Raw genomic sequence first — 24,089 nt, forward strand, 5'->3', positions numbered from 1 at the left:
GGCACCTTCAAAACGGCCGCGTCCCTTCCCTACAATGGAGATAGTGTCTGGTTCTCTCAAAGCGTCGATTCAATGCGGGACCTCCATGAACCTCAGCGTACTCCTCTTGGTCACATTGCCGACGCTTGCGGCGGCGCCGCTCCCGCCAGGCGATCACCTGCGAGTGCTGACGATCGGCGAACAGACTCGGTCCTATCTGGTCCACATTCCCCCGTCGCACGACCCGAAACAGCCTGCGCCGGTGGTGTTGGCATTTCACTCGGCGGTGATGAACGGACCGCTCATGGCCCGATACTCCGGACTGAGCGAGAAGGCGAATCAGGCGGGTTTCGTGGCCGTCTATCCGAACGGGACCGGGCGTTCCAACCTCCTCTTGTTCTGGGATGCGGGAGGCGTCCGAGCCCAGCCTTCGGACGACGTCGGGTTCGTGGCGAAACTGCTCGACGACCTCGCCACGGTGGTCAACGTCGACCCCAACCGAGTCTTTGCCACCGGCATGTCCAACGGGGCGATGATGTGTTATCGCCTGGCATCGGAGCTCTCCGACCGGATCGCCGCCATCGCCCCGGTCGCGGGCACCATGGCGACCGAGACCTGTCGCCCCCTCCGCCCCGTCCCGGTCATGCACTTTCACGGGACCCATGACCCGCTCGTCCTCTTCCACGGGCCGGACGAACGCACTCCCAAGGATCTCTTCTTCAAGTCGGTCGAGTCCTCGATCCAGTCCTGGGCCATTGCCAACGGCTGTCCGAGCCCCCCGATGATCGCCAAGGCGCCCGACCTGGCCAATGACGGTACCTCCGTCTCAATAACAACCTACGGGCCGGGAAAAGAAGGCGCAGAGGTTATCCTCTACGCCATTGAGGGGGGCGGCCACACCTGGCCCGGGCGAACGACGACCGTCCCCTTGCCCGGGCTCGGGAAGAGCACGAAGGACATCTCAGCCTCCGACCTCATCTGGGAATTCTTCCAGAGACATCCGAAACCCTGAGGAGGAACGGCGAGCCCCCTCGGTTTCATCCCCGCACGACACATGCACCAACACTCACGATCACACACATCGACTCATTAACGAGTTGTGATAGGGTGTGCGGCCAGCCACGTCCGGTCGAAGAATTCGACGATCGGGCGCGGGTCGGTCAGGCCATGCGGGTGATGGCCCAGTCCTGGTTTGATGATCCGCTCCACCGGACCGCCCAGGGTCTTGTAGCGGTCGTAAAGGACCTCCCCGTTTTCCCGGTGGGGGACGACAGGATCGCTGTCGGCATAGACCAACAAGATCGGGACCCTGGCCTTGGCAAGCGGGACGAGGCGGTCAACCGGGTTGAGCGTCGAGGCCATCGCCTCGCGGTCATCCTTAAAGTGGTAAGCCTTGAGCAGGTTCGCCCACTCGGGAGCCGAGCCTTCGCCTTGGCCAAGCCCTTTCGGCTTGCCGCCGGGCCAACTCTTGAAGTCGCAGACACCGTTATCGAGGTAGACGAGCAACGTTTTCTCAGGGTGGGCCACGGCCCAGGCCATGCAGTAGAGAGCGCCTCGGCTCAGTCCGATCAAGGCGGGCTTCGGGTGCAACTGATGGTCATTCACCAGCACGTCGTAGAACTTTTCCCAGTGGGCGACAGCCTTGGGAGCACCGAACAGGTTGGGAACAGACATGGAGGCCAGGTGCCAGCCTTGGTTCAGCAGTGCGATGTCGGCGTTGGGAAAAGCGCCGAAGAACTCGCCGCGCCAGGCCCAAGGGCGGCCTGGCTTGGGCGCTTTCGGTTCCACGACAATGACCTGGACGCCGTCGACCTCGAAGTCGTGCCGGACAAAGCCCTCCCAGCGGCTCACCTTGCCGGGGAACGGCTTGGGTTCGGCTTCGGCCCCTTGGATCGTCGTGGTCATTACAACGATCAGTCCAATGACGGACAGGATATTCATGGCCATGGTCCTTAAGGTCGCTGGGTGGAATCCCAAAGGGGTAGTTCGCGGCCCCTTGCGACGAAGGTAAGAATCCTATCCTGCCCGGCGACGATCGCCCCCCCCTACCCGGGCGAATCAAGAAGTTTGCCTCCTCAATGATTCCAGGGGGATCATCCGAAATAGTCCCTTGCTTGTCTTAGTGTCTACTGGTCTGCTGGTCATTCGAGGAATTCCGACGGGGAGCGGACGCCCTCGCCGTGGGGTTCCGACGCCAAGTGGCCCCAACCGCTGCCAACCGGAGCGACGGAACACGAGGGAAACGATGACATTGAATCGCTTCGAAACCACCCTGATGGTCAGGATGGCGGTCGTCCTGATCACTCTTGTTACCCCTACTCAGGCCTCCGATATTCCCAGTGCCGGCAGCGGCCCGGGCCCGGAACGCCTCTACACAATCACCCTGGACCGCGGCGAAGATCTCGGCCAGAACTTCGGCACTCTGTTCGAGGTTCGCACGGCAGAAGGGCAAACGCTTCTGGGCGCGGGGTTCCTGGGTGCTTACAACACGTTTGATCGCGCGGACCGACACCTCTTGCACGTCTTCGAGCGGAATGAGGCCCCCCCAACATTCGAGGCCCTCCCTCGGGTGAACGACGACGCGGGGGTCTACCTCTTCGACCGTGGCGGACGAGTCTACGCGCGTTCCGCAGCAGACGGCCTCGATCTCAGCGTCCGAAGCTTCAACGAAACCACAAGGCGCTGGGATCTGGCCGAGGGCGTCAGTCCGGAGGCGACGCCGATCGCCGACGGTCTCCTGACAGTCAATGACCGCGAAGTCCGTTACAAAGACCGGGTGATTCTCACTTGGCCCGAAAGCCAGGGGAACCTGAGCCGCCCCTACTATGCCCAGGGTCAGCTCGTGCTCTGGAACCATTTCGATCGCAACGACGCCCGGGTCGAACGCTTCCTCACCTGGAGATGGCGGCCAGGACAAACGGAGCCGCTCTCACCGACAGGGGCGATCCCCCTGCAACTCGGCAAAAAAGGGGAGTTCCCTTATGCGATGGGGCAACTCAAAAGTGACGTCCTGGTGACGACCAATCAAGGGGGTGTCTATCGCCTGAGGGACGATCGCTGGGAAACGCTCCGCTCTCCCGACGGCAAAAGCCACCAGGTCTATTGTGCCCTGAACGTGGGCGAAGCACTCTGGCTGGGCCACTATCCCAGCGGTGAAATTCTCGAGTATGACGGTAACGCACTCAGCCTCAAAGCAGGATTCCCCCCCGTCATGCCGGGTGTTTCCCGGAACGCACGCGAGGCACAGACGCTAAGTCTGCATGGTGGCGACGTCTACGCGGGCATCTGGCCCTGGGCAGAGCTCTGGCGATTGCAGCCGAATTCGGGAGCGTGGAACCTCGTGCGCCGGATGTTCAGCCAACCCGCGGTGACGGCAGCCACGACGCATCCCTACGAAACAGAAGCGACAGCCCGAGGCGCAGTACTCAACCAGTGGGGGCAGCGTCTCACAAGCCTGGTCCCCCTGGGGAACGACCTGTTCGTCTCCACGTCCGCGAAGAGTTCGAAACCGTGGTCCCCCGAGGACAACTTCCTCGACGAAGCCGCCCGCAAAGAGTACGGGCGCGTCTACCGGATGAGCCGGCCCGGCCATGTCGCCGCTCCATTGCGATGGACGGCAGGCTCGACCCAATTGCAGGTCGTGCTTGACCACAAAACCATCCGCGTTCTTCAGGACGGAACCCTCGTCGGCGAAGCGAACCGGAGCCTTCCCAACGAACGGCCCTCCGCCGACGTCCTCCGAAATGGCCGGTTGATTCCTGGCCAAGGGCTGTACGGCCCCGCGCAACTGAAATTCTTGCAGGTCGCCGCGGATACATCCGAGCCAAGCAAGTAGTCGCGCAGTGACAAAGGGACCGTGGCAGAGCTATCGCCAAAGCAATCAGCACTTGCGACTTTTATTATTGCGGATCGTTTCACGGGCCAAAACGGGTGAGGTCACTCTCCATGCAGCGGAATTACGTCCTGACATTGACCGGCCCCGACCGGATCGGAATCGTTCACGAGGTGACCGGACTGTTGCTCGCCCGTGGCGGCAACGTGACCACCAGCCGAATGGTCCGCCTCGGCGGCGAATTCGCGGTCCTGATGCTCGTCTCCCTCCCTTCGGAGCCCTTTGACGGACTCGATGTCGACCTGGCCAGCCTGACAGCCCAGGGCTACAAGATCACGACGACGGTGGCGGAGCACCCTCATGCCGAGGTCCCCCCCGGCTGGCTCCCCTATCGAATCGAAGTCCAAGGGGCGGACCACGAGGGGATCATCCACGAGGTCTCCCAGTACCTCTCGCAGAACGGGGTCAACATCGAGTCAATCGACTCCGAAACGACCCCGGCGCCCACCACCGGCTCCCCTCTCTTCGCCATGACCGCCCATGTCGTCATCCCCCCGAGCCTCTCGGTCCCCGACTGGGAGGCCGGTCTCGAGAAGATCGGCGTTCGGCTCAATGTCGAGATCGACGTGTTCGCAATGCAGAACGCATAAGCCCAGACCACACGTAGGCTGGCGGGCCTCATTCCTCCGGCAGGCTTTCTCCGGGTCGCCCTGACAAGGCCTGCCGAGAGGATTAGGCAAACCGCATCAGCAGGACGAGCGAGGCAATCGCCATGATGAGCCCCACAAGCTCCTGGACTTTGAGCGGCTCTCGAAAAACGAGGCTCCCAAGGCCGGTGAGCAGGAGGATCATCGAAATGGAATAGACGACGCCAATGGTTGCCAGCTTCAGGTGCCGCATCACATACACCCAGCCGAACGCCGTGGAGGCGTAGACGGCGAAGCCGACGTAGAACCAACCCGATCGCAGCGGGTTCTTCTGGTCGCTGGCGAGCTTGAGCAGGTAGTCGCCAAGAACCCCCACAACGCTAAACCCAATCGTGACCACGACGGGTAGATAGTGTTTCAAGGGAAACTCCACGATGGGAGCCGACATGCCGAAAGTCCCCTTCGGCAACACAAACGGTACAGACACATAAAAAAAGGCTGACCCCACCGGATTGCAGGTATTGAAGTGCAGGGTATCCGGCCAGCGGCATTCTTCTTCTTACCAGGAAAGAGAATGCAAAGATGGACGCTCGACCGAAGACCCGGCAAATCCATCGTGAACGAAAGGCTCCCACGCCGCAACCGCCACGCGGCGCCAAACAGATCATCATTCCCATGAACCGGCCGCAGTACGACGACCTCTGGCATCAGCCCGACCGCCTGATGTACTGGTATCGCCTCATCGAGCGGTTGGGGCGCAACAGCCTGGTGGGGACCACCGTCCGCGACGCGGCGGCATTGCCCACGCATCTGGCGGCTGACGAGCATCACGCCGACTGGGTCGGCCGAAAGGGCGACATCGCGACGACCGTCGGCGACGGCTGTGTCTTGGGCGTGGCGCTGAGTGCCTCCTCGGCCGATGACGCCCATCTCCAGGAGGCCTACGGCGTGTTTGCGGCCGAGGCACGCGACGTCGAACCCGAGTACGCCCCCGAGACGGTCAACACCAACGGCTGGGCGGCGACGCGCAACGCATTCCTGGCGTAGTTCCCTCAAATTGCGGTGGTCCTCTGTTTCCTGCACGGATTCTTGAAGGCTCGCGACCGCTGCCGCAAGGCCCACGCACGGCATCGGCGGGTCTAGGAAGTCTACCGTCCCGGCGGCAGAGCGAGATCATCCCTTCCACGTCTTGGTCATCGCTCCTCAATCAAAAGTCTGCCCACCCGCTTGAACTGTCCCGTGCCGTAGGAGCAGGCGTAGACTACGCTTGTCGATCTCCCCGGAGCCTCGATCAGCTCTCGCTCCCGAGGTGAGATTGGCCGTCGCTTGAAGTGCCGTTCCAAGTCGCGCTGGTTTTCCAGACGTGGATCCCGAAGTCATTGGCGACATCGATTTCGGGTAAAATGGGGTTTCCCCGCGACGAACCATCGCTACCAGCGTGAGAAACCCTCCAAATGCAACGCAAGCCCAAACGCCCCAAACCTCCTGGAAGAAAGGCGAAGCGTGTTCGACCTTCCGCGCCACCGGAGAGGTTCAACGAGGAGCCGGTCGTCATTCGAGCTCGGTTTGCGGCGGCTGGGGAATCGCTGAAGATCCTGTCAGGGCCGCCGTCGGCTCTCAATACCATCGAATTGGCGCGAAGTGCAAACGAGCTCACCGACCGTTCGATCAGGCAAGTTCACGCGGCTTGTCATGACGGGCACCGAGTCGCGTGCCGGAGCGGCTGTACCTATTGCTGCATGGTTCCGGTCGCGGCTTCGGCTCCGGAGGTCTTGGCCATCGCCACATTTGTTCGCGAGTGGTTCGACGAAGCGCGGCAAGCGGCGCTCGATCGTCGCGTCGAGGCCAATATCTCGGCGACCGAGGGCATGGATATGAACCAGAGGGATCGCGTCAGGTTGGATTGTCCCTTCCTTGAGGCGGGCAAGTGCACGATCTACGAAGTCAGGCCGATCGCATGCCGGGGATACTCATCGTACAACGTCGAGGATTGCAGAGAGGACTACGAGCATCCGGGAACCGGAGTTGAAGGGCATACCAATGGCCTCCGGGAGCTTGTATTCGGAGCGATCCGCGAGGGACTGGCCATCGCATGCAAGTCGGCCTCGGTAGAGTATCGCCTTCTCGAATTGGTCAGGGCCTACAAGATCGCCTCGGAGGATTCGACGCTGGCAGAGACCTGGCGCAGCCGTCCCGAAGCATTCGAAACCGCGACCGGGGAGAGCGTTTTTCCCGGCCCGTGGTCGGACGAGCTCGACCAGGAGTTCGAGGAGGTGTACCGGAAGGCTGTCAATGATCTCGAAAGGAGAAAGGGATCGACGTAGGCGTTCCTATTTAGGATTGAGAAATGATCCTCTTTTTCGTGATGCGGCGCAAGCGGGGGATCTCTTTTGGGGCGATGGCCGGGCGTCCAATGTGCTGATTGATGGTTCGCCGGCCAAGCCTGGAGTCGATCATCGATTGCCGGACGAGCTTCAGCGACTTGGGGCTGAAATCCTGCGCGAGCGTGTGGCCGTAGAGCCGCCTGAGTGGCCGCAAGGCAAGCCGGATCTGCTCGACTTCCTCGGTGTTCGATCCATCGGCACGACGGTAGTAGCCTTCGGCGTACTTCCAGTACGCCAGGATGACGTCGTTGACCGATGCTCTCACCGGTTCAGCGTCAGCCCTGGCGCTCGTCGTGGATCACGAGCGCACACCATCGTTGGTTCGCCATTCCGCGATGACTCGGCTGTACTTCTCCCAGCTCTCGGGCGAATTGTGCTTGCCCAGGTAGACATCGCAGCCGTTGATGTGCACAACGGCGAGATCCTTGGGTTTGTAATGACGATATTTGGGCGGGTGAGGCTGGCTCGGCATGGCGATCCTGGTGTCCGAAAGAAGTAGGTACTACCTACTTTAGACTTCCGGGCCGCGCCGCCGACCATCGATATAGGTAAGCTAAGTGCTTTCGGTGAAGGGAGTTATGAGAAAGCCACCTCAGGGACTCGAACCCTGGACTTCAGCTTTACGAAAGCTGCGCTCTACCAACTGAGCTAAGGTGGCATCAATCGCACTTCTTATTGCGACGGACAGTGTAGCGAAATTTGCAGGAAACTCAAGGAGGGACAACCGTCAATCCGGTCATTTTTTCCGGAAAAAGACCAATCGCCGTAAGAGTCTCGAGACCCATTTTGCTTCAAAGCCGTTCCGCTCTTCGATCATAAAATTACTGAAATTCCGTGAGCGTGACAAGACCGGTCTCAGCAAGCTAAGAAAATGGGGGAGATCGCCAGCCAATGGATGAAAGTATCTCGGGCCCGCCGGGGGCGAGAAACGCGCCGGTCGGCCAGCGGCTTCTCTCTCCCTTGGCTCTCTAGATCGCGAATCGGCTGAAGCGAGGACAACCCACCATCCGGGCATTGGCGGACCTCGCACACACATCGAAAAAATCAATAATTCTCGAAACAAATTATATCAAAATAACAAAAATACAATAAGACAAAAAAGCGGGCGGGGCGCCCGCGGTCCCAGGGAAGTGACCGCACTCGAAGCAACGGACGGGGACTGTCTTCAGGGCAGGTTGATGCCCCACTCGCTTTTCACTCGCTCGGGAACGAAGTGCATTTTCCCCCTCGCGTCGGCCCACTGGATGGTGTCTGCCCGCTTGGCGGCCTTGGTGCAGAGGCGGCTCGGGTGCGGAGTGATGCCGACGCGTCCGAGGTCCAGCCGGTCGGAATCCCAGCAAGTCTGAATGGTGACATCAGGGTGGGTCAGCTCATAGGTGTGCCCGGAGCAGGCCCGGTGCAAGAGCTTGAACTCATGGTCGGAAAGGTCGAAGAGCCGGCCGCGAAGCGTCCGGGCAAATTCGGCGGCGCGGGGGCCGTGGTCAGGGTCCGTGTGCTCATTGATCCGCCGTGAGTCGTGAAGGACGGCGAAGAGCGAAACGACTTCGATGTCGGCCCCTGTCTCTCTGGCCAGCCTGCTCCCGTTTTCAAGGACCCGGGCCCAATGGGCAATGCCGTGGTCGCCGTTCCAGGGCAAAGCATAGTCACCGAGGACCGCCTGGAGGATCAAGGGAAGGTTCGCGGTCATGACGGCCTTGCTCGCCAGCGATGATCGGGGTATTCCGGTCCGGTGGGAGAAGCCAACTCCGCACAGTGGCCCTTGGAAGCGGCCGAACCGATTGCTCCAGAATCGTGTCGATAACCCGGCGGGTCAAGCGGGGACGCCCTTCCCTCTGCACCTTTTGCGAACCGCCAGCAAACTCGGAGCCCGGACACGTGTATGCCCCTTCTTTTAATGTCGAGAATGACACAAACAAGCTGCATGAATTTATGCGGCAGAACAGCTTCGCTCTGCTAACGACGCAGGCCGAAGGTGCGTTGATGGCCAGCCATTTGCCCCTCATGCTCGACCCCAAGGCCGGGCCGCATGGCCACTTGATCGGGCACATGGCCCGAGCGAACCCCCAATGGCGGCAGAACGAGGGAGAGGCCCTCGTCGTCTTCTCCGGTCCCCACGTTTATATTTCGCCCTCCTGGTACGAGGCCGAGCGGATGGTGCCCACCTGGAACTACGTGGCCGTCCACGCCTACGGCTCGTTCCAGATCATCCAGGAGCGTGACGCCCTCCTGGAAATCCTCCGCAAGAGCGTGCAGACCTATGAGGGTTCGCGGGAGTCGCCCTGGACTTTCGACGAGTCGGGCGCCCACATCGACGCGATGCTCAAGGCGATCGTGGGCTTCCGCGTCGAGATTCGTAAGCTCGAAGGAAAGTGGAAGCTGTCGCAGAACCAGCCGGAGGAGCGGAGAGCACGCGTGGTTCGGGCCCTCTCCGAACAGTCCGATGAGAATTCGCAGGCCATCGCCGCCCTCATGGCCGAGGGTTTGCCTTGAGTCTGACGCGAAAGCGATCCGTTCTCGAGAGGGGCACTCCACATAAAAAAATAAAAAAGAGGGAACTGATCGCTCCTGTCTTTGTGGTTTTCTCTTCAGGCTGCATTTCCGGAGAACTTACAAAGGAAACGAACGCTCTCCGACGGTATCGTAGCCTGGACGATTCGCTTCATCAGTTGGCCCCACGACGGAGAGAGACCATGGACTTGCAGCTCCGAGGAAAGCGCGCGCTTGTCACCGGTTCAACTGCGGGGATCGGGTTGGCCACGGCGGCGGCCTTGGTTCGCGAGGGAGCCTCCGTCGTGATCAATGGGCGCACGAGCCGTCGGGTTGAGGAGGCGATCCAAACAATCCAGGGGCTCGGCGAGAGTGGGCAAGTCTCAGGGGTCGCAGCCGACCTCTCCACGGCCGAAGGGGTGGCTCAACTTATCGGCCTGGTTCCCGATGCAGATATCCTGATCAACAACATGGGCATATTCGAGCCGAAGCCGTTCGAGGAGATCCCCGACGCTGACTGGTTCCGCTTCTTCGAGACCAACGTCATGAGCGGGGTCCGGCTCAGCCGCCACTACCTGCTGGGGATGAAGAGCCGCGGTTGGGGCCGGATCGTGTTCGTCTCCAGCGAGTCGGCGATCCAGATCCCCGCCGAGATGATTCACTATGGGATGACCAAGACCGCCCAGTTGGCCATCGCCCGAGGGGTGGCCGAGACCACCATCGGGACCGGGGTGACGGTCAACTCGGTCCTGCCCGGACCGACCGAGTCGGAAGGGGTGGGCACCTTCGTGGCCGATCTGGCGAAACAGCAGGGCGTGGACCGAAAAGTGGTCGAGGCCGAGTTCTTCAAGACAGCCCGCCCCACCTCACTAATCCAACGATTCGGCACCGTCGAGGAAGTCGCGAACATGATCGTGTTCGTGAGCAGCCCACTCGCCTCCGCAACCAACGGCGCCGCGCTTCGCGTCGACGGCGGCGTCATCCGTGCCATCGCCTGAGCCTTTGCCCTGATCCCTCTGCAATCCCCCAACAGGACGGTCGCCACAGCCTCGCGCCGTCCTTGCGGCCTTGATTCGATTCTCAAACAAAGAAAGGGCGAGCCACCGACCTCGAAAAACAAAGCTCGTTCCGCGCAAAAAAACTAATCTCTAGCAATTCGATCAAGAATGTCGATATCGATCTTGACCGGTCGACTTGGGCTGGGAATAATGTGGCTGAGGTTCGCAAACCGGCAGGAAATGCGGATGGGAATGACGGGATCAGAGATGTGAGATCCGGTCCTGCGAGGAAGACGAGGTGAGCGATGTCGAACAAGGCGATCTCGGTTCGGGATGACGCACGAGCCGCCCGAGGAACGCTCGCGGCGGACTTCGACCTGGAGCAGGTCCGTCAAGCCGTCGGGGGGATTCGATTCGGCGAAGTCCGCGTCATCATCCAAGACGGCGTTATTGTTCAGATCGAGCGTGTCGAAAAGCAGCGGCTGCGCTGAGTCGGCCGCTCAATTCCTGTCGCCGACTCGTTCTCGAGAGGCGCGTTGAACTTCGGCCCCACAAGTTGCGGACGGGTCTCCCCAGAGGCACATGGACGAGCTTGGAGTTTCGTAGGCCCGCAGTCCCCTCGAATGGCCGGCCCTCGCCGGCCCCGATCTTCGTCCTCCTGCTTCGCATCACAATGGGACTGACGGGCACGTCACAGAACAGCACATTCCTACAAATAAAATCAACGCGATCATGCTCGTTCTAGTGGGCCTGGATCACGAAAAACGGATCCACCGCTACGCAGCCCGCAGCTTCCGGCTGACCGACATGGCCGGCCACGTCGCAAACAAAATCTTCGCCTGAGCGAGTCGACACGTTAAAAACAAGAGTGGAAAACCCAGGGGATTGGTCCGACATCGTGAACGGTGTCGGACCAATCCCCATTCCGCCTTACGAATGCAAGATCCCTGTCTTCCTTGAGATTGGAAGAGAGAACTTGAAGATGGCTGGCATGGTCTACCTGGCGAGTTCGGGAGATAAGGACATTTGCCCGAGAGTCAGGGGAATCCTCAGAGAAATCGAGACATCCCGCCTCCACAATCCTCACCAACATGACCAGGTAAGTCATAATGGTTTTCCCATATTTTTTAAATTCCGATTGAATCTCCGCGGCCTCTTTCTCTATACTGCCGGACAGAGGAGGGCCCGGTGTCGGGCCTCGGAGTCTGCAATCCGAACCGGGAAGGATGCAAAGACGATGATGACTGCCATGATGGAGCGGATGGGAATGACGGCGCCGACGACGGGCATGCCTGGCATGAACACCGGCATGATGGGCAACCCCTCCACGATGCCGACCGGCATGAACATGATGATGGTGCCCCGCTGCACGATCAAAATGGAGAAGTGCCCGGGCGGGATGAAGATCAGTTGCGCCTGCGACGACAAGATGGCCTGCTCCATGATGCAGAACCTCTGCACCATGCTTGCCGGCGGCATGGTCTCTTGCTGCATGATGATGAACGGCATGATGGTCTGCTCTTGCAACCTCATGATGGGCATGTGCAAGTGCGAGATGATCGAGGACGGGTGCTGCATCACCTGCACCAGTGGCGACGAAGCCTGCGCCGCCATGATTCAGGCCTGCTGCGACTGCTGCGCCACCATGATGAAGGCAGGCTGCACCTGCTGCGTTATGATGAATGGCACACCCGTCTGCTGCGGTTGCTGAGCGAAACCGCGAAAGCGATCTGAACCGAAGTCGCAGGCGGGAAACAGAGTCTCGCTTCACTGCGAACCTACCAAAGGCCGCCACGATCGAAGATCGCCGCGCCGACGGGCCAACAGAATACACAACGAGCCGGCCGCCCTTGATCTCTTTGGGGCGGCCGGCTCGCGTTGTTTCGGGATCGTTCGCACGATTTAGTTGGTGCCGGAGAGCAGGCTCTGGAGATGCCAAGGCGGAGCGACGCAGGCCTTCGCCTGCTCGTAGGCGAGGCGATAGAGTTCCTGAGCCCCCATGCTGAAGAAGCCCGGCTCGCCGAATCGCCCCATCATCATGAGAGGAGAACACGCCATGAACCCCTGGACCGAAATCTCCGTCGCTGTCGCTCGGGAACGCGGGATGGATCCAATCTCACCTTCACCAAAGAACCGAGGGGCAGTCATGGGATAAAACTCCAGGAGGGCGAAGCGGGTCGCCGCTTGGCTTCATTCTCCACATACATTATCGACTTGATTACCATTAAGGCAAATCTCTTTTTCCATTTTCTTCGAACTCGTTTCCACACTGAGACTTAAAATCACCCCAATCCGCCCGCCCAAAGCGTATCTCAAAACGAAAAAGTCGGAAAACTCTGCCTCGAGGCCACGACCTCGAGGGGTTTCCCGACTTTAACGATTGAATTAACGTATTTTGAGAGAAAGATCAGGCGAGCAACGGGGCCAGCTCGTGGGCGCGGGCGAGCCCACGGAGCTTATCCTGGGCGCGGGCCTCGATCTGGCGGACGCGTTCCCTCGTAATCCCGAGTTCCTGGCCCAGTTGCGTCAGCGTCTGCTCGCAGGCGCCTCCGATTCCGTAGCGGCCGACAAGGACTCGCCGCTCGCGGTCACCGAGCCGGGCGAGCAACCGCGCAACGGCCGCTTGCCGCTGCTCTTGGAGGTCCGACGGGTCGACGGCTTCGGTGCGAGGATCGGCGGCGATGGCGAGGACTTCCTCTTGGCCAAGAAGGAAACGCGACTGGCGATGATGCTTGGCCTGAGCGGCCCGCGCCAATTGATTGCGGATCGCCCAGGTCGCATAGGTGCTGAACTTGTTGCCGCGCGAGGAGTCGAACAATTCGACCGCTCGGAAGAGGACGACATTCCCATCGCTGACCCGCTCGAACAGATCGTCGTGGGGGCCGAGATTCCGACTGGCGATCGAAACGACCAGGCGCAGGTTGGCCCGCACGAGTTGGATCCTGATCGCCAGCGCCGCTTCCAGATCGCGTTCGAGCGTCTCCAGGTCCACGGCTCGCGCGCGATCCGGGTCGATCTGGGCGCGGAGTCGGCTGGCGCGAAACTTCAGGTAGTTCATCTTGCGGAAGAGATGGGCCTCCTGCTCGCGCGTCAGGAGCGGGGCCTCGTCGTAGAGGCTGGCCAAGTAAGGTGATATCCCCGTGGGAGCTTTGCCACGGCGCGAGGCTTGAGCCACGGCTGACGTGGGCATCGAGGCAAGAATTGCGTCCTCGGCGCCCGGGTCGTCAAAGCTGGGGTGGACGATGTAAGAGAGGTCAGCGTCGAAGAGGCGGCGAGCCCGAATCGCGTCGGCGGACGGGTCGCGGTGGGCGCGGGTTACCTCTTTGGTCTCGATCGAAATGCTTGGACCAGGACCTCGGCCGGACATCCCCCAGAAGGACGACGGGCCGCAAGTCGTCAGCGAGAGGCCGCTCATGCTTGAGTCTCCGGGGTGCGTGGATTCCGGCGATGGGGGGGCGGGCGGGTCCAGACTCAAAACCTCAACGTGTCAAACGGATCCGATAACGACGTCCGCATTTTGCAGTCTCTTTGGGGCTACAAAGAAACGTGCTCATCGAAAATCATGCGGCCGAGGCGTGGTTGGCACCGTCCGCGGTGGGCGGGATCGGGGCCCTTGCTCTTTCGTCAAACCCCAGGAAGCGGGCGAACCGCCGCTGCCGGTGGCGTGCATACCAGGCCTGTCGGGTTCGGTCTCGGGTTCGCCTCGCTCGCGTCGCATCCACGGCATACCTCCCTCGTGCGAAGAGCCCCGACCGTTCCGGTGTGGGCCAAACTTCGGAAGTAAAAAACCTCAAAAAAAGTCGATCGCCCACCCTCCGGCGGTCCCGATGCGCACCACGACCGTGATGCCAGGGCCATATCGACCCGGAAACATCGATCCGCGCCAGCCCTCTTTCTCCGCTACCCCTCCTCGGGATCGATCAAGACGATTTAGTGAACAGAAACTCCCTGCCCTGCCCCTCACATCGTGTCAGGGCGTATTCCTTACAAACACCCGAGGCAAAAGCAAAGATCACACATCGGCAAAAGGCCCGCTCCATCAAAATCACAAAAATTCACGATTTTCTGTTTTTGCCTATTTGCCTATCTGATGAAAGAGCACCGCGTGCAGCCTCGACAAAACTGAGATCGAACCAAGGACTTCGGGGAACCTCGGACGCCTGATCTTCGCGGCCGATCGCAACGATAATGGCTATCTCGCATCGGGTGTGCCAAGGCATGTGCCGTGCGTCGCATTTTTTAATGGCGCAGGGATTTCCACGCAGACTCGACCGCCTTTTCGGCAACCCAAATCCCAACCTCAGAAGACTTTAGGTCGAGCGAGCTTTCCTCTCAATCGCAGGCGAGATCGACCACGAAATCCAACGGAGGATCGAGTCCCAGGAGTGACCACCATCCGGGGTCCCTAGGAGTTTTCTGACCTGGCTGGTGAGAACGGTCCTACCTCGGCGCGGGAGAGGCCCCCTTCAAGCCGAGTCATCCTTGCTCTCCTCGACGGATCGGGTGATGGAGAGGCCCAGCTCACGGAGCTTCAGCCGAAGCGTCCGAGGCGCGATCCCAAGGATCCGGACGGCTTGCAGTTGGTTCCCATCGGTCATTCGAAGCACTTGTGCCAGGAGATACCGGTCGACATGCTGATGCACCTCCTGGTACAGGTCACCCCCACCGGCCTGGAGCCGCTGCTCGATCCAGGTTTCGATCCGCGGCGCAACCTCGACCGCTGCCGCCGCGCCGAGCTTGGGAGGCCCGAGATCGGGGAGGAATTCGGGGACCAGTACGGGGCCGGTCGACCGCAGCATCGCCTGCTTCAGAACGCTCTGCAACTCGCGAATGTTCCCCGGCCAGGAATACTCGCGGAGCTTCTTCATCGCCTCCGGGGTGATCTCCCTGAGTTCGCGCCCGAGCTGCCGGTTGAACCGTCGCATGTAGTGCTGCACCAAGAGCGGTTGGTCATCGCCCCGTTCGCGCAACGGTGGGAGGTGGATCGTGAACCCACTCAGCCGGTAGATCAGATCGAGGCGATACTTCCCTTCCGAGGCGAGCGATTCCAGGTCGTGGTTGGTCGCTGCGATCAGCCGAACGTCCGTCCGAACCGTCTCGTTGCCGCCAACCCGCTCGAAGGTCTGCTCTTGCAAGAGCCGCAGCATCTTGGCCTGGGTCGCCAGCGGCATGTCGCCAACCTCGTCGAGGAAGATCGTGCCGCCGTTGCATTGTTCGAATTTACCGATGCGTTTGCGGTCGGCGCCGGTAAAAGCCCCCTTCTCGTGGCCGAACAGCTCGCTCTCCTGGAGCAGTTCGGGGATGGCGGCGCAATTGATGGCCAGGAACGGCGCCAGGGCCCGCGTACTGTGCTGGTAGATGGCCCGTGCCACCAATTCCTTACCGGTGCCGCTCTCACCGGTGATGAGCACGGTCACATCCTGACCGGCAACCCGGCCGATCGCCTTGTAAACTTCGATCATGGGCGGGCAACGGCCGATGATCGAGTCACCGCGATCCTCGTCAGGAGGCGTCTCGGCGACCTCGGCCGGCTCGCGGGCCAGTCGCGACAGTTCCATCGCCTGGCCAAGCACGAGGCGGAGCCGCCGGAGGTCGACCGGCTTGGAGAGGTAGTCGTAGGCCCCCTGCTTCATCGCCTCGATCGCAGAGTCGGCATTCGTCGCGTCGGTGATGAAGATGACCGGGATCCGAGCATCGACCTGGCGGAGCCGTTGGTAGACGTCCAGCCCGGAGATATCGGGCAGCCGGAGGTCGAGCAGGATGACGTCCGGCTTCCGCGCAGCGGCCTGGCGGACCCCGTCCTGCCCGGTCAAGGCCACGCCGATCTCATGGCCGGCCTCGCAGAAGATGTGGGCCAATTGTTCCTGGATCAGCGCCGGGTTGTCGTCGACGAGCAACACGCTGGCCATGGTGCACCTCGGAGGAGGCGTCTCAACTTCGAGACGCCGGCTGAACCACCGCTTCGCCACCCGAAGGCGATCCGCCAATGAAGCTGCTCCGCTCAATTCCGGACCTCACGGAACAAACTCGCACAAAGAGCCCTCGCCATCGGGTTGAAGCGATCTCTTGATCTTACTCCTCCTGAACGCCAACTGCATCACGAGACGGGCGTCCTTCTCACTTCGGCCCCCGCGCTCGCCCTCATGGCGCTCGCCGATCTGTCGAATGAGCATGCCCAGTGTTCCCGCCCCCTGCGGTCGGGTAACATGAAGCTAGCTCTGGATGCGATCCTCGCACGCGATCGGCGTCTGTCTTGATCAAGGGCCGCATGGCCCTCTGAGGTCGGCATGCACGACACCCCCCGCGCCCGACGACTGGCCTACGGCATCACGTTCCTGAACATTGCGGTCTCGATCATGATCCAGTGGCACTTCGCAGAGCTGCTGGGAGACAGGGTCCTGTACATGACGTTCTTCCCGGCGATCCTGATCGCCGCGTATCTCGGTGGCTTCTGGCCCGGGTTCATGGCGACCACGCTCAGCGCCCTGGCCGTGCTCTTCTTTTTTGTCGAACCGCTTTACTCGTTTCGAGTTAAAGGCGTCGGCGACGCGAGCGCTCTCCCGCTTTTCCTCCTGATCGGCACGGTCATCAGCGGCCTGAGCGAAGCCCTGCACCAAGCCTGGCGCCGGATCCTGGCGGACGAACGCCGCCAGGCCGAAGAGGTGCTGGAGAAGTTCTTCAACCTCTCCCTCGACCTGCTCTGCATCGCCGGCACCGACGGTTTCTTCAAGCGGGTCAACCCCGCCTTCCACCACGTTCTGGGGTGGGCGGAGGAGGACCTGGTCACGCATCCGTTCATCCAGTTCGTCCACCCGGATGACGTCGACACCACGCTCGGCGAAATGCAGACGCTTTCCGCAGGCATCCCCACCCTCGCCTTCGAGAACCGCTACCGCGACACCCACGGCTCTTACAGACACCTCGTCTGGTCCGCCTCCCCCGAACCGCGGACCGGGTTGATTTACGGCATCGCGCGGGACGTCACCCAGGCCAAACACGCCGAGGAGGAACTGCGACTCGCCAAGGAAACGGCCGAGGCGGCGAACCGGGCCAAAGACGCGTTCCTGGCCAACGTCAGCCACGAAATCCGCACTCCCATGAACGCCATCCTCGGCATGACCGAGCTGACCCTCGACACGCCGCTGACCGACGAACAGCGCAAGTATCTCGCGACAGTCAAGACCTCGGCCGACGCCCTCTTGAGCGTGATCAACGACCTGCTCGACTTCTCCAAGATCGAGGCCGGCAAGCTCGAACTCGACTTCGCCGACTTCTCGCTCCGACGCGTCCTTGGCGAGACCCTGCGGGCCCTGGCCTTCCGCGCCCATCGCAAAGGGCTGGAGCTGGTCTGCCAGATCCAGCCCGACGTCCCCGACGCCCTGATCGGTGACGCGGGCCGGCTCCGGCAGGTCCTCCTGAACCTCATCGGCAACGCCATCAAGTTCACCGAACAAGGCGAAATCGTCGTCCGGGTCGAGACCGTCCCGGCGCCCGGGACGAAGGATTCGATTCCGCCGGGGTTGCTCTTCTCGATCGTAGACACCGGCATCGGCATCCCGCTCGACAAACAGCAGAAGATCTTCCAAGCCTTCGAGCAACAGGACTCGTCGACCACACGAAAGTACGGGGGAACCGGCCTCGGACTCTCGATCGCCTCACAGTTGGTGGCGCTGATGGGGGGCCAGATCACGGTCGAGAGCGTCCCTGGCCGGGGCAGCACCTTCTGCTTCACGGTTCACTTCGCCGAACACCCGCACCCGATCGACCACCCCTTCGAACGGCCGCTGACCGACCTCCACGGCTTACGCATCCTGATCGTCGATGACAATGCAACCAACCGCCACATCCTCGAAGAATGGCTGCGGAGCTGGAAAACCGATCCGACATCGGTCGGCGATGGCCTCAAGGCCCTGGACGCCTTATGGCGAGGGGTCGCCCTGGGCCGGCCCTTCTCGCTCGTCTTGCTCGACGCAAGGATGCCCGGCACCGATGGCCTGGCCCTCGCCGCGAGCATCCTCCAGAGTCCCGAGCTGTCGGCCAGCCGGATCATCTTGCTGACCTCCGAAGACCTGCATGGAGACATCGCCCGTTACCGCACGTTGGGCATTGCGGCGTACACAATGAAGCCGGTCCAGCAGGAAGAGCTGTTGGAGATCATCCATCGGGTCCTGTCCCGCCCGACGCCCGCCGAACCGGCCGCCCCGACGGCGACCACGACGTCTCCTGTCCCCGTCGACCCGGCCGAATCCGGATCTCGGCTCCGCGTGCTGGTGGCCGAGGACAACCCCCTCAACCAGGAGCTCGTCGAGCATCTGCTGCGCCGACGCGGACACGACGTCGTGGTCGTCGGTGACGGCCTGGAGGCACTCAACGCCATCGATCGGCACGACTTCGACCTGTCGCTCCTCGACGTCCACATGCCCGAATTCGATGGATTCCAAGTGATCGAGGCCGTCCGTCAACGCGAGCAGTCCACCGGCGAGCACCTGCCGGTGATCGCGATGACCGCCCTGGCGATGAAGGGGGACCGCGAGCGTTGCTTAGAGGCAGGGATGGACGACTATCTGGCCAAGCCGATCCGCGCCTCCGCCCTCTTCGCAGTGATCGACCGCGTGCTGGCCAACCGGCCCGAGTTGTCCCCTCCCCTGCCTTCGCCTCCACCACCCGAGGATCTGCTCGACCCGGGCGCCTTGCGGGCGGCCTGCGACGACGATGCCATGTTGCTCGAAAAGCTCTGTCGGGTCTTCCAGGCTAAGACCCCCGACTCCCTCGCACGGGTCCGCGAGGCGATCCAGGAGGAGGACCCGGCGCGGTTGCGTGAAGCGGCCCACCATCTGCGTGGTCTGCTCTCCACCTTCTCGACGACCGCCGCCCAGACGGCCCTGAAACTCGAAGCGATCGGAACCAGCGAGCAATTCGATGCCGCCCCCTCGATCCTCGAGGGCCTGACCGCGATGATCCACCAACTCGGTCCGTTGCTGGATAACCTCTCGATCGAGCAATTACAGCGTCAAAGGGAAGACTGACAATCGACCCCGCGGCTCGTTCTCTGCCAGCGAACAAGTCGCCGCCCACATATGGCTGACCGCGGATAGTGGACCCGAGAGTGGCGGGGCGGGGGAAGCAGTAGTCCGGCCCTTTCATCGGAGCGTGAACCTTTTCCTTGCCCGACTGTCCTTATCCCTAACCCACGCGCACAGAGGCCGTCGTTTTGAGCGAAGAACACTCGGTACCCGTCCTGATCGTCGGTGCTGGGCCTGCCGGCCTCACCCTTGCCTGTGACCTTGCCCGCCGCGGCGTCCGTTTACGAGTCATCGACAAAGCTGACTGGCTGTTCATCGGCTCCCGCGGGAAAGGCCTCCAGCCACGGACGCTCGAAGTTTTCGACGACCTCGGCGTAATAGATGCCATCGTCGCTTCGGGCGCACCATTCCCGGGCTTCCGTTGCTACGCCAACGACCAGGTCGCGTGGGACCGCTCGCTAGCCCAGATGTTGGGCATCCGTGAGCCGGTGCCGACCCCCGACATTCCGTACCCTTCCGCCTGGATCATTCCGCAGTGGCGGACGGACGAGATTCTCGCCGCCCGCCTGGAGCAGCTCGGCGGCCGCGTCGAACTGTCCACCGAACTCGTTGCCTTCACCCAAGATGCAGACGGCGTCTCGGCCACCGTCGCCCGCGGAGGTGTGCCGGAACAGATTCGCTGCGACTACCTTATCGGCACTGACGGTGGACGAAGCTTCGTCCGCAAGGCCCTCGGCGTCGGGTTTGCCGGCGAGACGTTCGAGACCGAGCGGACGATCATTGGCGATGTTCGAGTGGACGGCCCGCTGGACCACGACCACTGCCACCTATTGACGCGAGCCGGCAGCACGGGCAGCGCCGACCGGTTCTCCCTGTGGGGTCTGCCAGTCACGGATTACTTCCAACTCGTCGTGAACGTGACCGCCGACGCGGTGCCCGACCTGACGCTGGAAGGGATGCAGGTCGAGTTGGAGCGGCGATCAGGGCGGACGGACATCCGGCTGCACGATCTGCGGTGGATTTCCCTGTACCGGGTGAACGTCCGCATGGCCGACCGGTTTCGGGTGGGCCGGGTGTTCTTGGCGGGAGACGCGGCCCACGTCCACTCGTCGGCCGGCGGGCAGGGGCTGAACACGAGCGTGCAGGACGCTTACAACCTCGGCTGGAAGCTCGGGGCCGTGCTCTCCGGTGCCCCTGCCGACTTGCTTGACACCTACGAAGCCGAGCGGATGCCGATCGCTGCCGACCTCCTCGGACTCACCACCCGGTGGCATCGTCAGGACTTCAAGGGGCCGCCGGCCGATACCGAGCCGTCGCCGGGCCACAAGCTGTCCCAGCTCTCGTTGAACTACCGAGGCGGGCCGCTGGCGTGGGATGACCGTGCCGAGCCGGGTTCTGTCAGGGCGGGTGACCGGGCACCGGACGCCCCCTGCCATGACGCCGCAGGGAATCCGACGCGCCTCTTCGACATCTTTCGCGGGCCGCATTTTACGCTGCTTTCGTTCGGCGAAGGTCCGCATCCCGCTGAGGTTACCAATCGGTTCCCGGTGATCCGGGTCGGGCGAGCGGGCGACCTTATCGACAACGAAGGGCACATCCACCACGGTTTTGGGCTCGACCCGATCACCGTAGGACAACAGCTCGTCTTGATCCGACCGGACGGCTATATCGGCTTGATGACAGACGGCCCCGGAAGTGCCGAGGAGCGACTTGGCAATTACCTGAAATTGGTGACGCCCGCCAGGACAGGATGAACCCCTTTGGAATAAGCCAATGATGTACTCCGACCGCGAGTTGTCACAAAAACTCGAACGCACCGAGGCCCTCGCCAATGCCGCCTTCGTCGAATCGCGCGCCGCGCTGGTGCCCGACATCGGTGCGGAATGGATCGAGGTGGCGGGCGCGTATGCTCTCTTCGACGGGCCGAGTTCGCCCGTGCCCCAGACGTTCGGGCTGGGGCTGTTCGAGGCCGCCACGGGCGAAACCCTCGACACCATCGAGGCGTTCTTTCGTCGGCACAATGCACCGGTATTCCACGAGGTGAGCCCGCTGACGGATGCCGGCCTCCTTCGACTGCTTGGAGACCGCAGCTACCTGCCATGCGAGCAGACCAGTGTGATGGTCCGAAAGATCGAGAACGAGATGCCGCCCAACCCGAAACTGAACAGAGACGTGACCACGCGAGTCATCGGGCCGGGTGAATCGGAACTCTGGGCGCGGACCGCGGTCGCAGGGTGGGCCACTGAAGGCGAGGGGCTCGCAGCGTTCATGCTCGACCTCGGACGAATATGCACGAACGCGAGGGGCGGATTCCCATTCCTCGCCGAGCTAAACGGCAGGGCGATCTCCACTGGGATGCTGTACGTGTTCAATGATGTCGCCATCCTCGCCGGAGCGAGTACCGTGACTGAAGGTCGGCGACGGGGTGGTCAGCTCGCGCTGCTCGACGCACGGCTCCGGTTCGCTGCGGAACAGGGCTGCCGGATCGCCATGATGGGGGCGTCGCCAGGGAGCCAGTCGCAGCGGAACGCCGAGACGAACGGGTTTCGCGTCGCCTACACGCGGACCAAGTGGCAACTACATAGCTAGCAGAGAACACGCATCAGCGAGTTCGCATAACAAGAAAGGGAGACGTCGGCCGGCACCAGCGGTAAGAACGCAAGCAAAGGTCCCCGTGGGCGCATGACGGGTCAAACGTCCCCGCTTCATTTCAGATCACCCAGTCATGGGGCGAGGAGAGATCGGCGAGCTGCGCCATGGAGGTTTGCGCAAGTACGAGTCGCTCTGCGGAGCGAATGCGATCGAGGACGGCGGCCAGGACGCGTGAGGCCAGGTTTTGCTCCTCGCGGGGAGACTGGTCTGGCCCTTCGATCGCGTGAATGACCTCGAGCAGGGAGATCGTCTGAGCAGGCCGAGCCAAGCGATACCCCCCCAGCGACCCGCGTGTGCTCCGAACCAGGTTCGCGGCCTTGAGCTGGAGCAAGATCTGCACCAGATACTTCTCCGGAATCCCGTTCCCCTCGGCAATCACCCGGGCACGGACCGGCACCTCGTCCTGATCCTGCCGCGCAAGCGCAATGATCGCCAAACAGGCATATTCAACCTTGGCCGAGAGCTTCATCGCGGTATCCCTCCCGACAAGGCGTACAAGGGGGTCTGAAACCAAAATGCATGAGTAACGGCCCCTCAAGCTCCCAGACCACAATCTTTCCCTTGGCAGGCCCCAATGGCTTCATCACCCAAACGGACCTTCAGTCTAAGCCGGATCTTACTAATCCCGACCGATTAAGTCAAGTTATATCCTACAATGTCGACTAGCTTAGTGCGGCTTATTGCCAAAAAGCGGGAGAGGGGGCGAGAATTCTTCTGCGTTGGTGATGGTTAGGGACGGAGGCAGGCTGAGCGCCGGGGTGAGAGCGGCTTCTCGATTTCGATGGCAGGCGAGAAGCTGGCACTCCTCGCCTGCCCGAAGGCAATCTCAGCGGGCAGGCCATCGCGTCGATACGACGACAGTTCTTAAGAGGCGAAGGCCTGGCGCAGGTCTTCTTGGAGGTCGGCTACGTCTTCAATGCCGACGCTCAGGCGGACCAGGCCGTCATCGACGCCGCGTGCCTTGCGGATCTCGGCCGGGATGCTGGCGTGGGTCATGGTGGCCGGGTGGCTGATCAGTGACTCGACTCCGCCCAGGCTCTCGGCCAGGCTGAAGAGCTTGGTGCGCGTGAGCAAGCGCTTGGCCGCCTCCCCCCCGCCGGCAAGGCTGATGCTGATCATGCCGCCGAAGTCACGCATCTGCCGACGGGCCAGGTCGTGGTTCGGGTGCGAGGGAAGGCCCGGATAATAGACCCGGTCCACTCCAGGCTGCTCGGCCAGCCAAGGAGCGAGTTGCGCGGCGTTGGCGCAATGCCGGTCCATCCGAACCGCGAGGGTCTTCGCGCCTCGGAGCACCAGCCAGGAGTCGAAGGGGCCGGGGACCCCTCCCGCGGCGTTCTGATAGAACCGAATCGGCTCGAGGAGGGCACGCGAACCGATCACGGCTCCACCGACCACGTCGGAGTGGCCGCCCAGATACTTGGTCGTGCTATGCACCACGATGTCAGCACCCAGGCGGAGCGGCTGTTGCAAGTAAGGGGAGGCAAACGTGTTATCCACCGCGAGCAAGGCCCCGGCCCGGTGCGCAATCTCGGCGATCGCCGCAATGTCGAGAACTTGCAGCAGGGGGTTGGTCGGCGTTTCGATCCAGACGAGCTTCGTGGCGGGCGTGACGGCGCGGGCAAACCCTTCGGGGTTGATGTCGTCGGTGTAGCGGGGAATCAGCCCCCACTGCTTGAAAACCCGCTCCAGCAGCCGGTAGGTCCCGCCGTACAGGTCGGACGCGGCGACCACTTCATCCCCGGGCTTCAAGGTCAAGAGGACCGCCGTGCTGGCGGCCAGGCCTGACGCGAACGCCAACCCCTGCTCTCCCCCTTCGAGGGCGGCGAGACAGCTCTCCAGAGCCGCGCGGGTCGGGTTACCGCTGCGCGAGTACTCGTAACCCTTGTGCTCTCCAGGCGCCTCTTGGGTGAATGTCGAGGTGGCGTAGATCGGCACCACGGTCGCTCCCGTGGCGGGATCGGCACCTTGGCCTTCGTGAATGGCGAGGGTCGAAAAACCGAGGGGGCGCGACGCTTCTTCGGTCATGGGTCTTCTTTCGCTGGAAAACTCCGCGGGTGTGAGTTGCCGACCATACCACCCGCGCTTCG

22 protein-coding genes and 1 tRNA gene are annotated in these 24,089 nt (G+C 62.1%); 12 read left to right on the forward strand and 11 right to left on the reverse strand.

Going from position 1 to position 24,089, the window contains the following annotated elements; translation table 11 throughout:
* Window positions 1–85 precede the first annotated feature (85 nt).
* The gene (locus tag SINAC_RS35140; RefSeq protein WP_015250293.1) at window positions 86–991 is read left to right on the forward strand and encodes an extracellular catalytic domain type 1 short-chain-length polyhydroxyalkanoate depolymerase; all 906 of its coding nucleotides are present in this window, start codon (window positions 86–88) and stop codon (window positions 989–991) included.
* A 77-nt stretch (window positions 992–1,068) separates the two neighbouring features.
* Here the strand turns inward: SINAC_RS35140 and SINAC_RS35145 are convergent, their stop codons facing one another.
* Window positions 1,069–1,920, reverse strand: coding sequence for an alpha/beta hydrolase family protein (locus SINAC_RS35145; protein ID WP_015250294.1), 852 nt, complete (start codon window positions 1,918–1,920; stop codon window positions 1,069–1,071).
* 304 nt (window positions 1,921–2,224) lie between these two features.
* On the opposite strand from SINAC_RS35145, the gene SINAC_RS35150 reads away from it, so the two are divergent.
* Together SINAC_RS35150 and SINAC_RS35155 are read left to right on the forward strand one after the other, a co-directional pair.
* Entirely contained in the window at window positions 2,225–3,814 is a 1,590-nt protein-coding gene (locus tag SINAC_RS35150; RefSeq protein ID WP_015250295.1) for a hypothetical protein, read from the forward strand.
* Between the two features lie 110 nt (window positions 3,815–3,924).
* Window positions 3,925–4,461, forward strand: coding sequence for a glycine cleavage system protein R (locus SINAC_RS35155; RefSeq protein ID WP_015250296.1), 537 nt, complete (start codon window positions 3,925–3,927; stop codon window positions 4,459–4,461).
* 82 nt (window positions 4,462–4,543) lie between these two features.
* Here SINAC_RS35155 and SINAC_RS35160 read toward each other — a convergent pair whose 3' ends face one another.
* Window positions 4,544–4,906, reverse strand: coding sequence for a hypothetical protein (locus SINAC_RS35160; protein ID WP_015250297.1), 363 nt, complete (start codon window positions 4,904–4,906; stop codon window positions 4,544–4,546).
* A gap of 134 nt (window positions 4,907–5,040) precedes the next feature.
* Here SINAC_RS35160 and SINAC_RS35165 point away from each other — a divergent pair, with 134 nt between their 5' ends.
* Window positions 5,041–5,505, forward strand: coding sequence for a hypothetical protein (locus tag SINAC_RS35165; RefSeq protein WP_015250298.1), 465 nt, complete (start codon window positions 5,041–5,043; stop codon window positions 5,503–5,505).
* A gap of 407 nt (window positions 5,506–5,912) precedes the next feature.
* Window positions 5,913–6,782 carry a YkgJ family cysteine cluster protein gene (locus tag SINAC_RS41640; RefSeq protein ID WP_015250299.1) on the forward strand — a complete coding sequence of 290 codons (870 nt, stop codon included), beginning with the start codon at window positions 5,913–5,915 and terminating at the stop codon, window positions 6,780–6,782.
* Between the two features lie 10 nt (window positions 6,783–6,792).
* Here the strand turns inward: SINAC_RS41640 and SINAC_RS35175 are convergent, their stop codons facing one another.
* The 4 genes from SINAC_RS35175 to SINAC_RS35185 form a co-directional block, all read right to left on the reverse strand.
* The gene (locus tag SINAC_RS35175) at window positions 6,793–7,107 is read right to left on the reverse strand and encodes a hypothetical protein (RefSeq protein ID WP_020466588.1); all 315 of its coding nucleotides are present in this window, start codon (window positions 7,105–7,107) and stop codon (window positions 6,793–6,795) included.
* Window positions 7,108–7,140: 33 nt separating this feature from the next.
* Window positions 7,141–7,314 carry a hypothetical protein gene (locus SINAC_RS40740; protein ID WP_015250300.1) on the reverse strand — a complete coding sequence of 58 codons (174 nt, stop codon included), beginning with the start codon at window positions 7,312–7,314 and terminating at the stop codon, window positions 7,141–7,143.
* 113 nt (window positions 7,315–7,427) lie between these two features.
* Window positions 7,428–7,500 (reverse strand) — tRNA-Thr (locus SINAC_RS35180).
* Window positions 7,501–8,007: 507 nt separating this feature from the next.
* A complete protein-coding gene (locus SINAC_RS35185; protein WP_015250301.1) occupies window positions 8,008–8,529 on the reverse strand; it encodes an HD domain-containing protein in 522 nt (173 codons plus the stop codon).
* Between the two features lie 188 nt (window positions 8,530–8,717).
* Between SINAC_RS35185 and SINAC_RS35190 the strand changes: the two genes are divergently transcribed.
* The 4 genes from SINAC_RS35190 to SINAC_RS39325 all read left to right on the forward strand — a co-directional run bounded on the left by SINAC_RS35190 (window position 8,718) and on the right by SINAC_RS39325 (window position 12,038).
* Window positions 8,718–9,332, forward strand: a complete 615-nt coding sequence (locus tag SINAC_RS35190) for an FMN-binding negative transcriptional regulator (protein ID WP_015250302.1) — start codon at window positions 8,718–8,720, stop codon at window positions 9,330–9,332.
* A gap of 200 nt (window positions 9,333–9,532) precedes the next feature.
* Window positions 9,533–10,327: an SDR family NAD(P)-dependent oxidoreductase gene (locus SINAC_RS35195; protein ID WP_015250303.1), complete on the forward strand. Its 795-nt coding sequence runs from the start codon at window positions 9,533–9,535 to the stop codon at window positions 10,325–10,327.
* Between the two features lie 305 nt (window positions 10,328–10,632).
* Complete coding sequence (locus SINAC_RS35200) at window positions 10,633–10,818, forward strand: YezD family protein (protein WP_015250304.1); 186 nt, start codon at window positions 10,633–10,635, stop codon at window positions 10,816–10,818.
* A gap of 746 nt (window positions 10,819–11,564) precedes the next feature.
* Window positions 11,565–12,038, forward strand: a complete 474-nt coding sequence (locus SINAC_RS39325; protein WP_015250305.1) for a hypothetical protein — start codon at window positions 11,565–11,567, stop codon at window positions 12,036–12,038.
* Window positions 12,039–12,229: 191 nt separating this feature from the next.
* Here the strand turns inward: SINAC_RS39325 and SINAC_RS41465 are convergent, their stop codons facing one another.
* The 3 genes from SINAC_RS41465 to SINAC_RS35220 form a co-directional block, all read right to left on the reverse strand.
* Entirely contained in the window at window positions 12,230–12,385 is a 156-nt protein-coding gene (locus SINAC_RS41465; protein ID WP_237722718.1) for a hypothetical protein, read from the reverse strand.
* Window positions 12,386–12,734: 349 nt separating this feature from the next.
* The gene (locus SINAC_RS35215) at window positions 12,735–13,742 is read right to left on the reverse strand and encodes a sigma-70 family RNA polymerase sigma factor (protein WP_015250307.1); all 1,008 of its coding nucleotides are present in this window, start codon (window positions 13,740–13,742) and stop codon (window positions 12,735–12,737) included.
* 1,051 nt (window positions 13,743–14,793) lie between these two features.
* Window positions 14,794–16,236, reverse strand: a complete 1,443-nt coding sequence (locus SINAC_RS35220; RefSeq protein WP_015250308.1) for a sigma-54-dependent transcriptional regulator — start codon at window positions 16,234–16,236, stop codon at window positions 14,794–14,796.
* A 378-nt stretch (window positions 16,237–16,614) separates the two neighbouring features.
* Between SINAC_RS35220 and SINAC_RS35225 the strand changes: the two genes are divergently transcribed.
* The 3 genes from SINAC_RS35225 (at window position 16,615) to SINAC_RS35235 (ending at window position 21,939) form a co-directional block, all read left to right on the forward strand.
* On the forward strand, window positions 16,615–19,353 hold the full coding sequence (locus tag SINAC_RS35225; protein ID WP_015250309.1) for a response regulator: 2,739 nt from the start codon (window positions 16,615–16,617) through the stop codon (window positions 19,351–19,353).
* A 185-nt stretch (window positions 19,354–19,538) separates the two neighbouring features.
* Window positions 19,539–21,104 carry an FAD-dependent monooxygenase gene (locus SINAC_RS35230; protein WP_015250310.1) on the forward strand — a complete coding sequence of 522 codons (1,566 nt, stop codon included), beginning with the start codon at window positions 19,539–19,541 and terminating at the stop codon, window positions 21,102–21,104.
* Window positions 21,105–21,123: 19 nt separating this feature from the next.
* Window positions 21,124–21,939: a hypothetical protein gene (locus SINAC_RS35235; RefSeq protein WP_015250311.1), complete on the forward strand. Its 816-nt coding sequence runs from the start codon at window positions 21,124–21,126 to the stop codon at window positions 21,937–21,939.
* A 121-nt stretch (window positions 21,940–22,060) separates the two neighbouring features.
* Here the strand turns inward: SINAC_RS35235 and SINAC_RS35240 are convergent, their stop codons facing one another.
* Together SINAC_RS35240 and SINAC_RS35245 are read right to left on the reverse strand one after the other, a co-directional pair.
* Window positions 22,061–22,471, reverse strand: a complete 411-nt coding sequence (locus tag SINAC_RS35240) for an RrF2 family transcriptional regulator (protein ID WP_015250312.1) — start codon at window positions 22,469–22,471, stop codon at window positions 22,061–22,063.
* Between the two features lie 395 nt (window positions 22,472–22,866).
* Entirely contained in the window at window positions 22,867–24,027 is a 1,161-nt protein-coding gene (locus tag SINAC_RS35245) for a cystathionine gamma-synthase (RefSeq protein ID WP_015250313.1), read from the reverse strand.
* Window positions 24,028–24,089: the final 62 nt, after the last annotated feature.

This window comes from Singulisphaera acidiphila DSM 18658 (genome assembly GCF_000242455.2).
GTDB classification, from domain to species: domain Bacteria; phylum Planctomycetota; class Planctomycetia; order Isosphaerales; family Isosphaeraceae; genus Singulisphaera; species Singulisphaera acidiphila.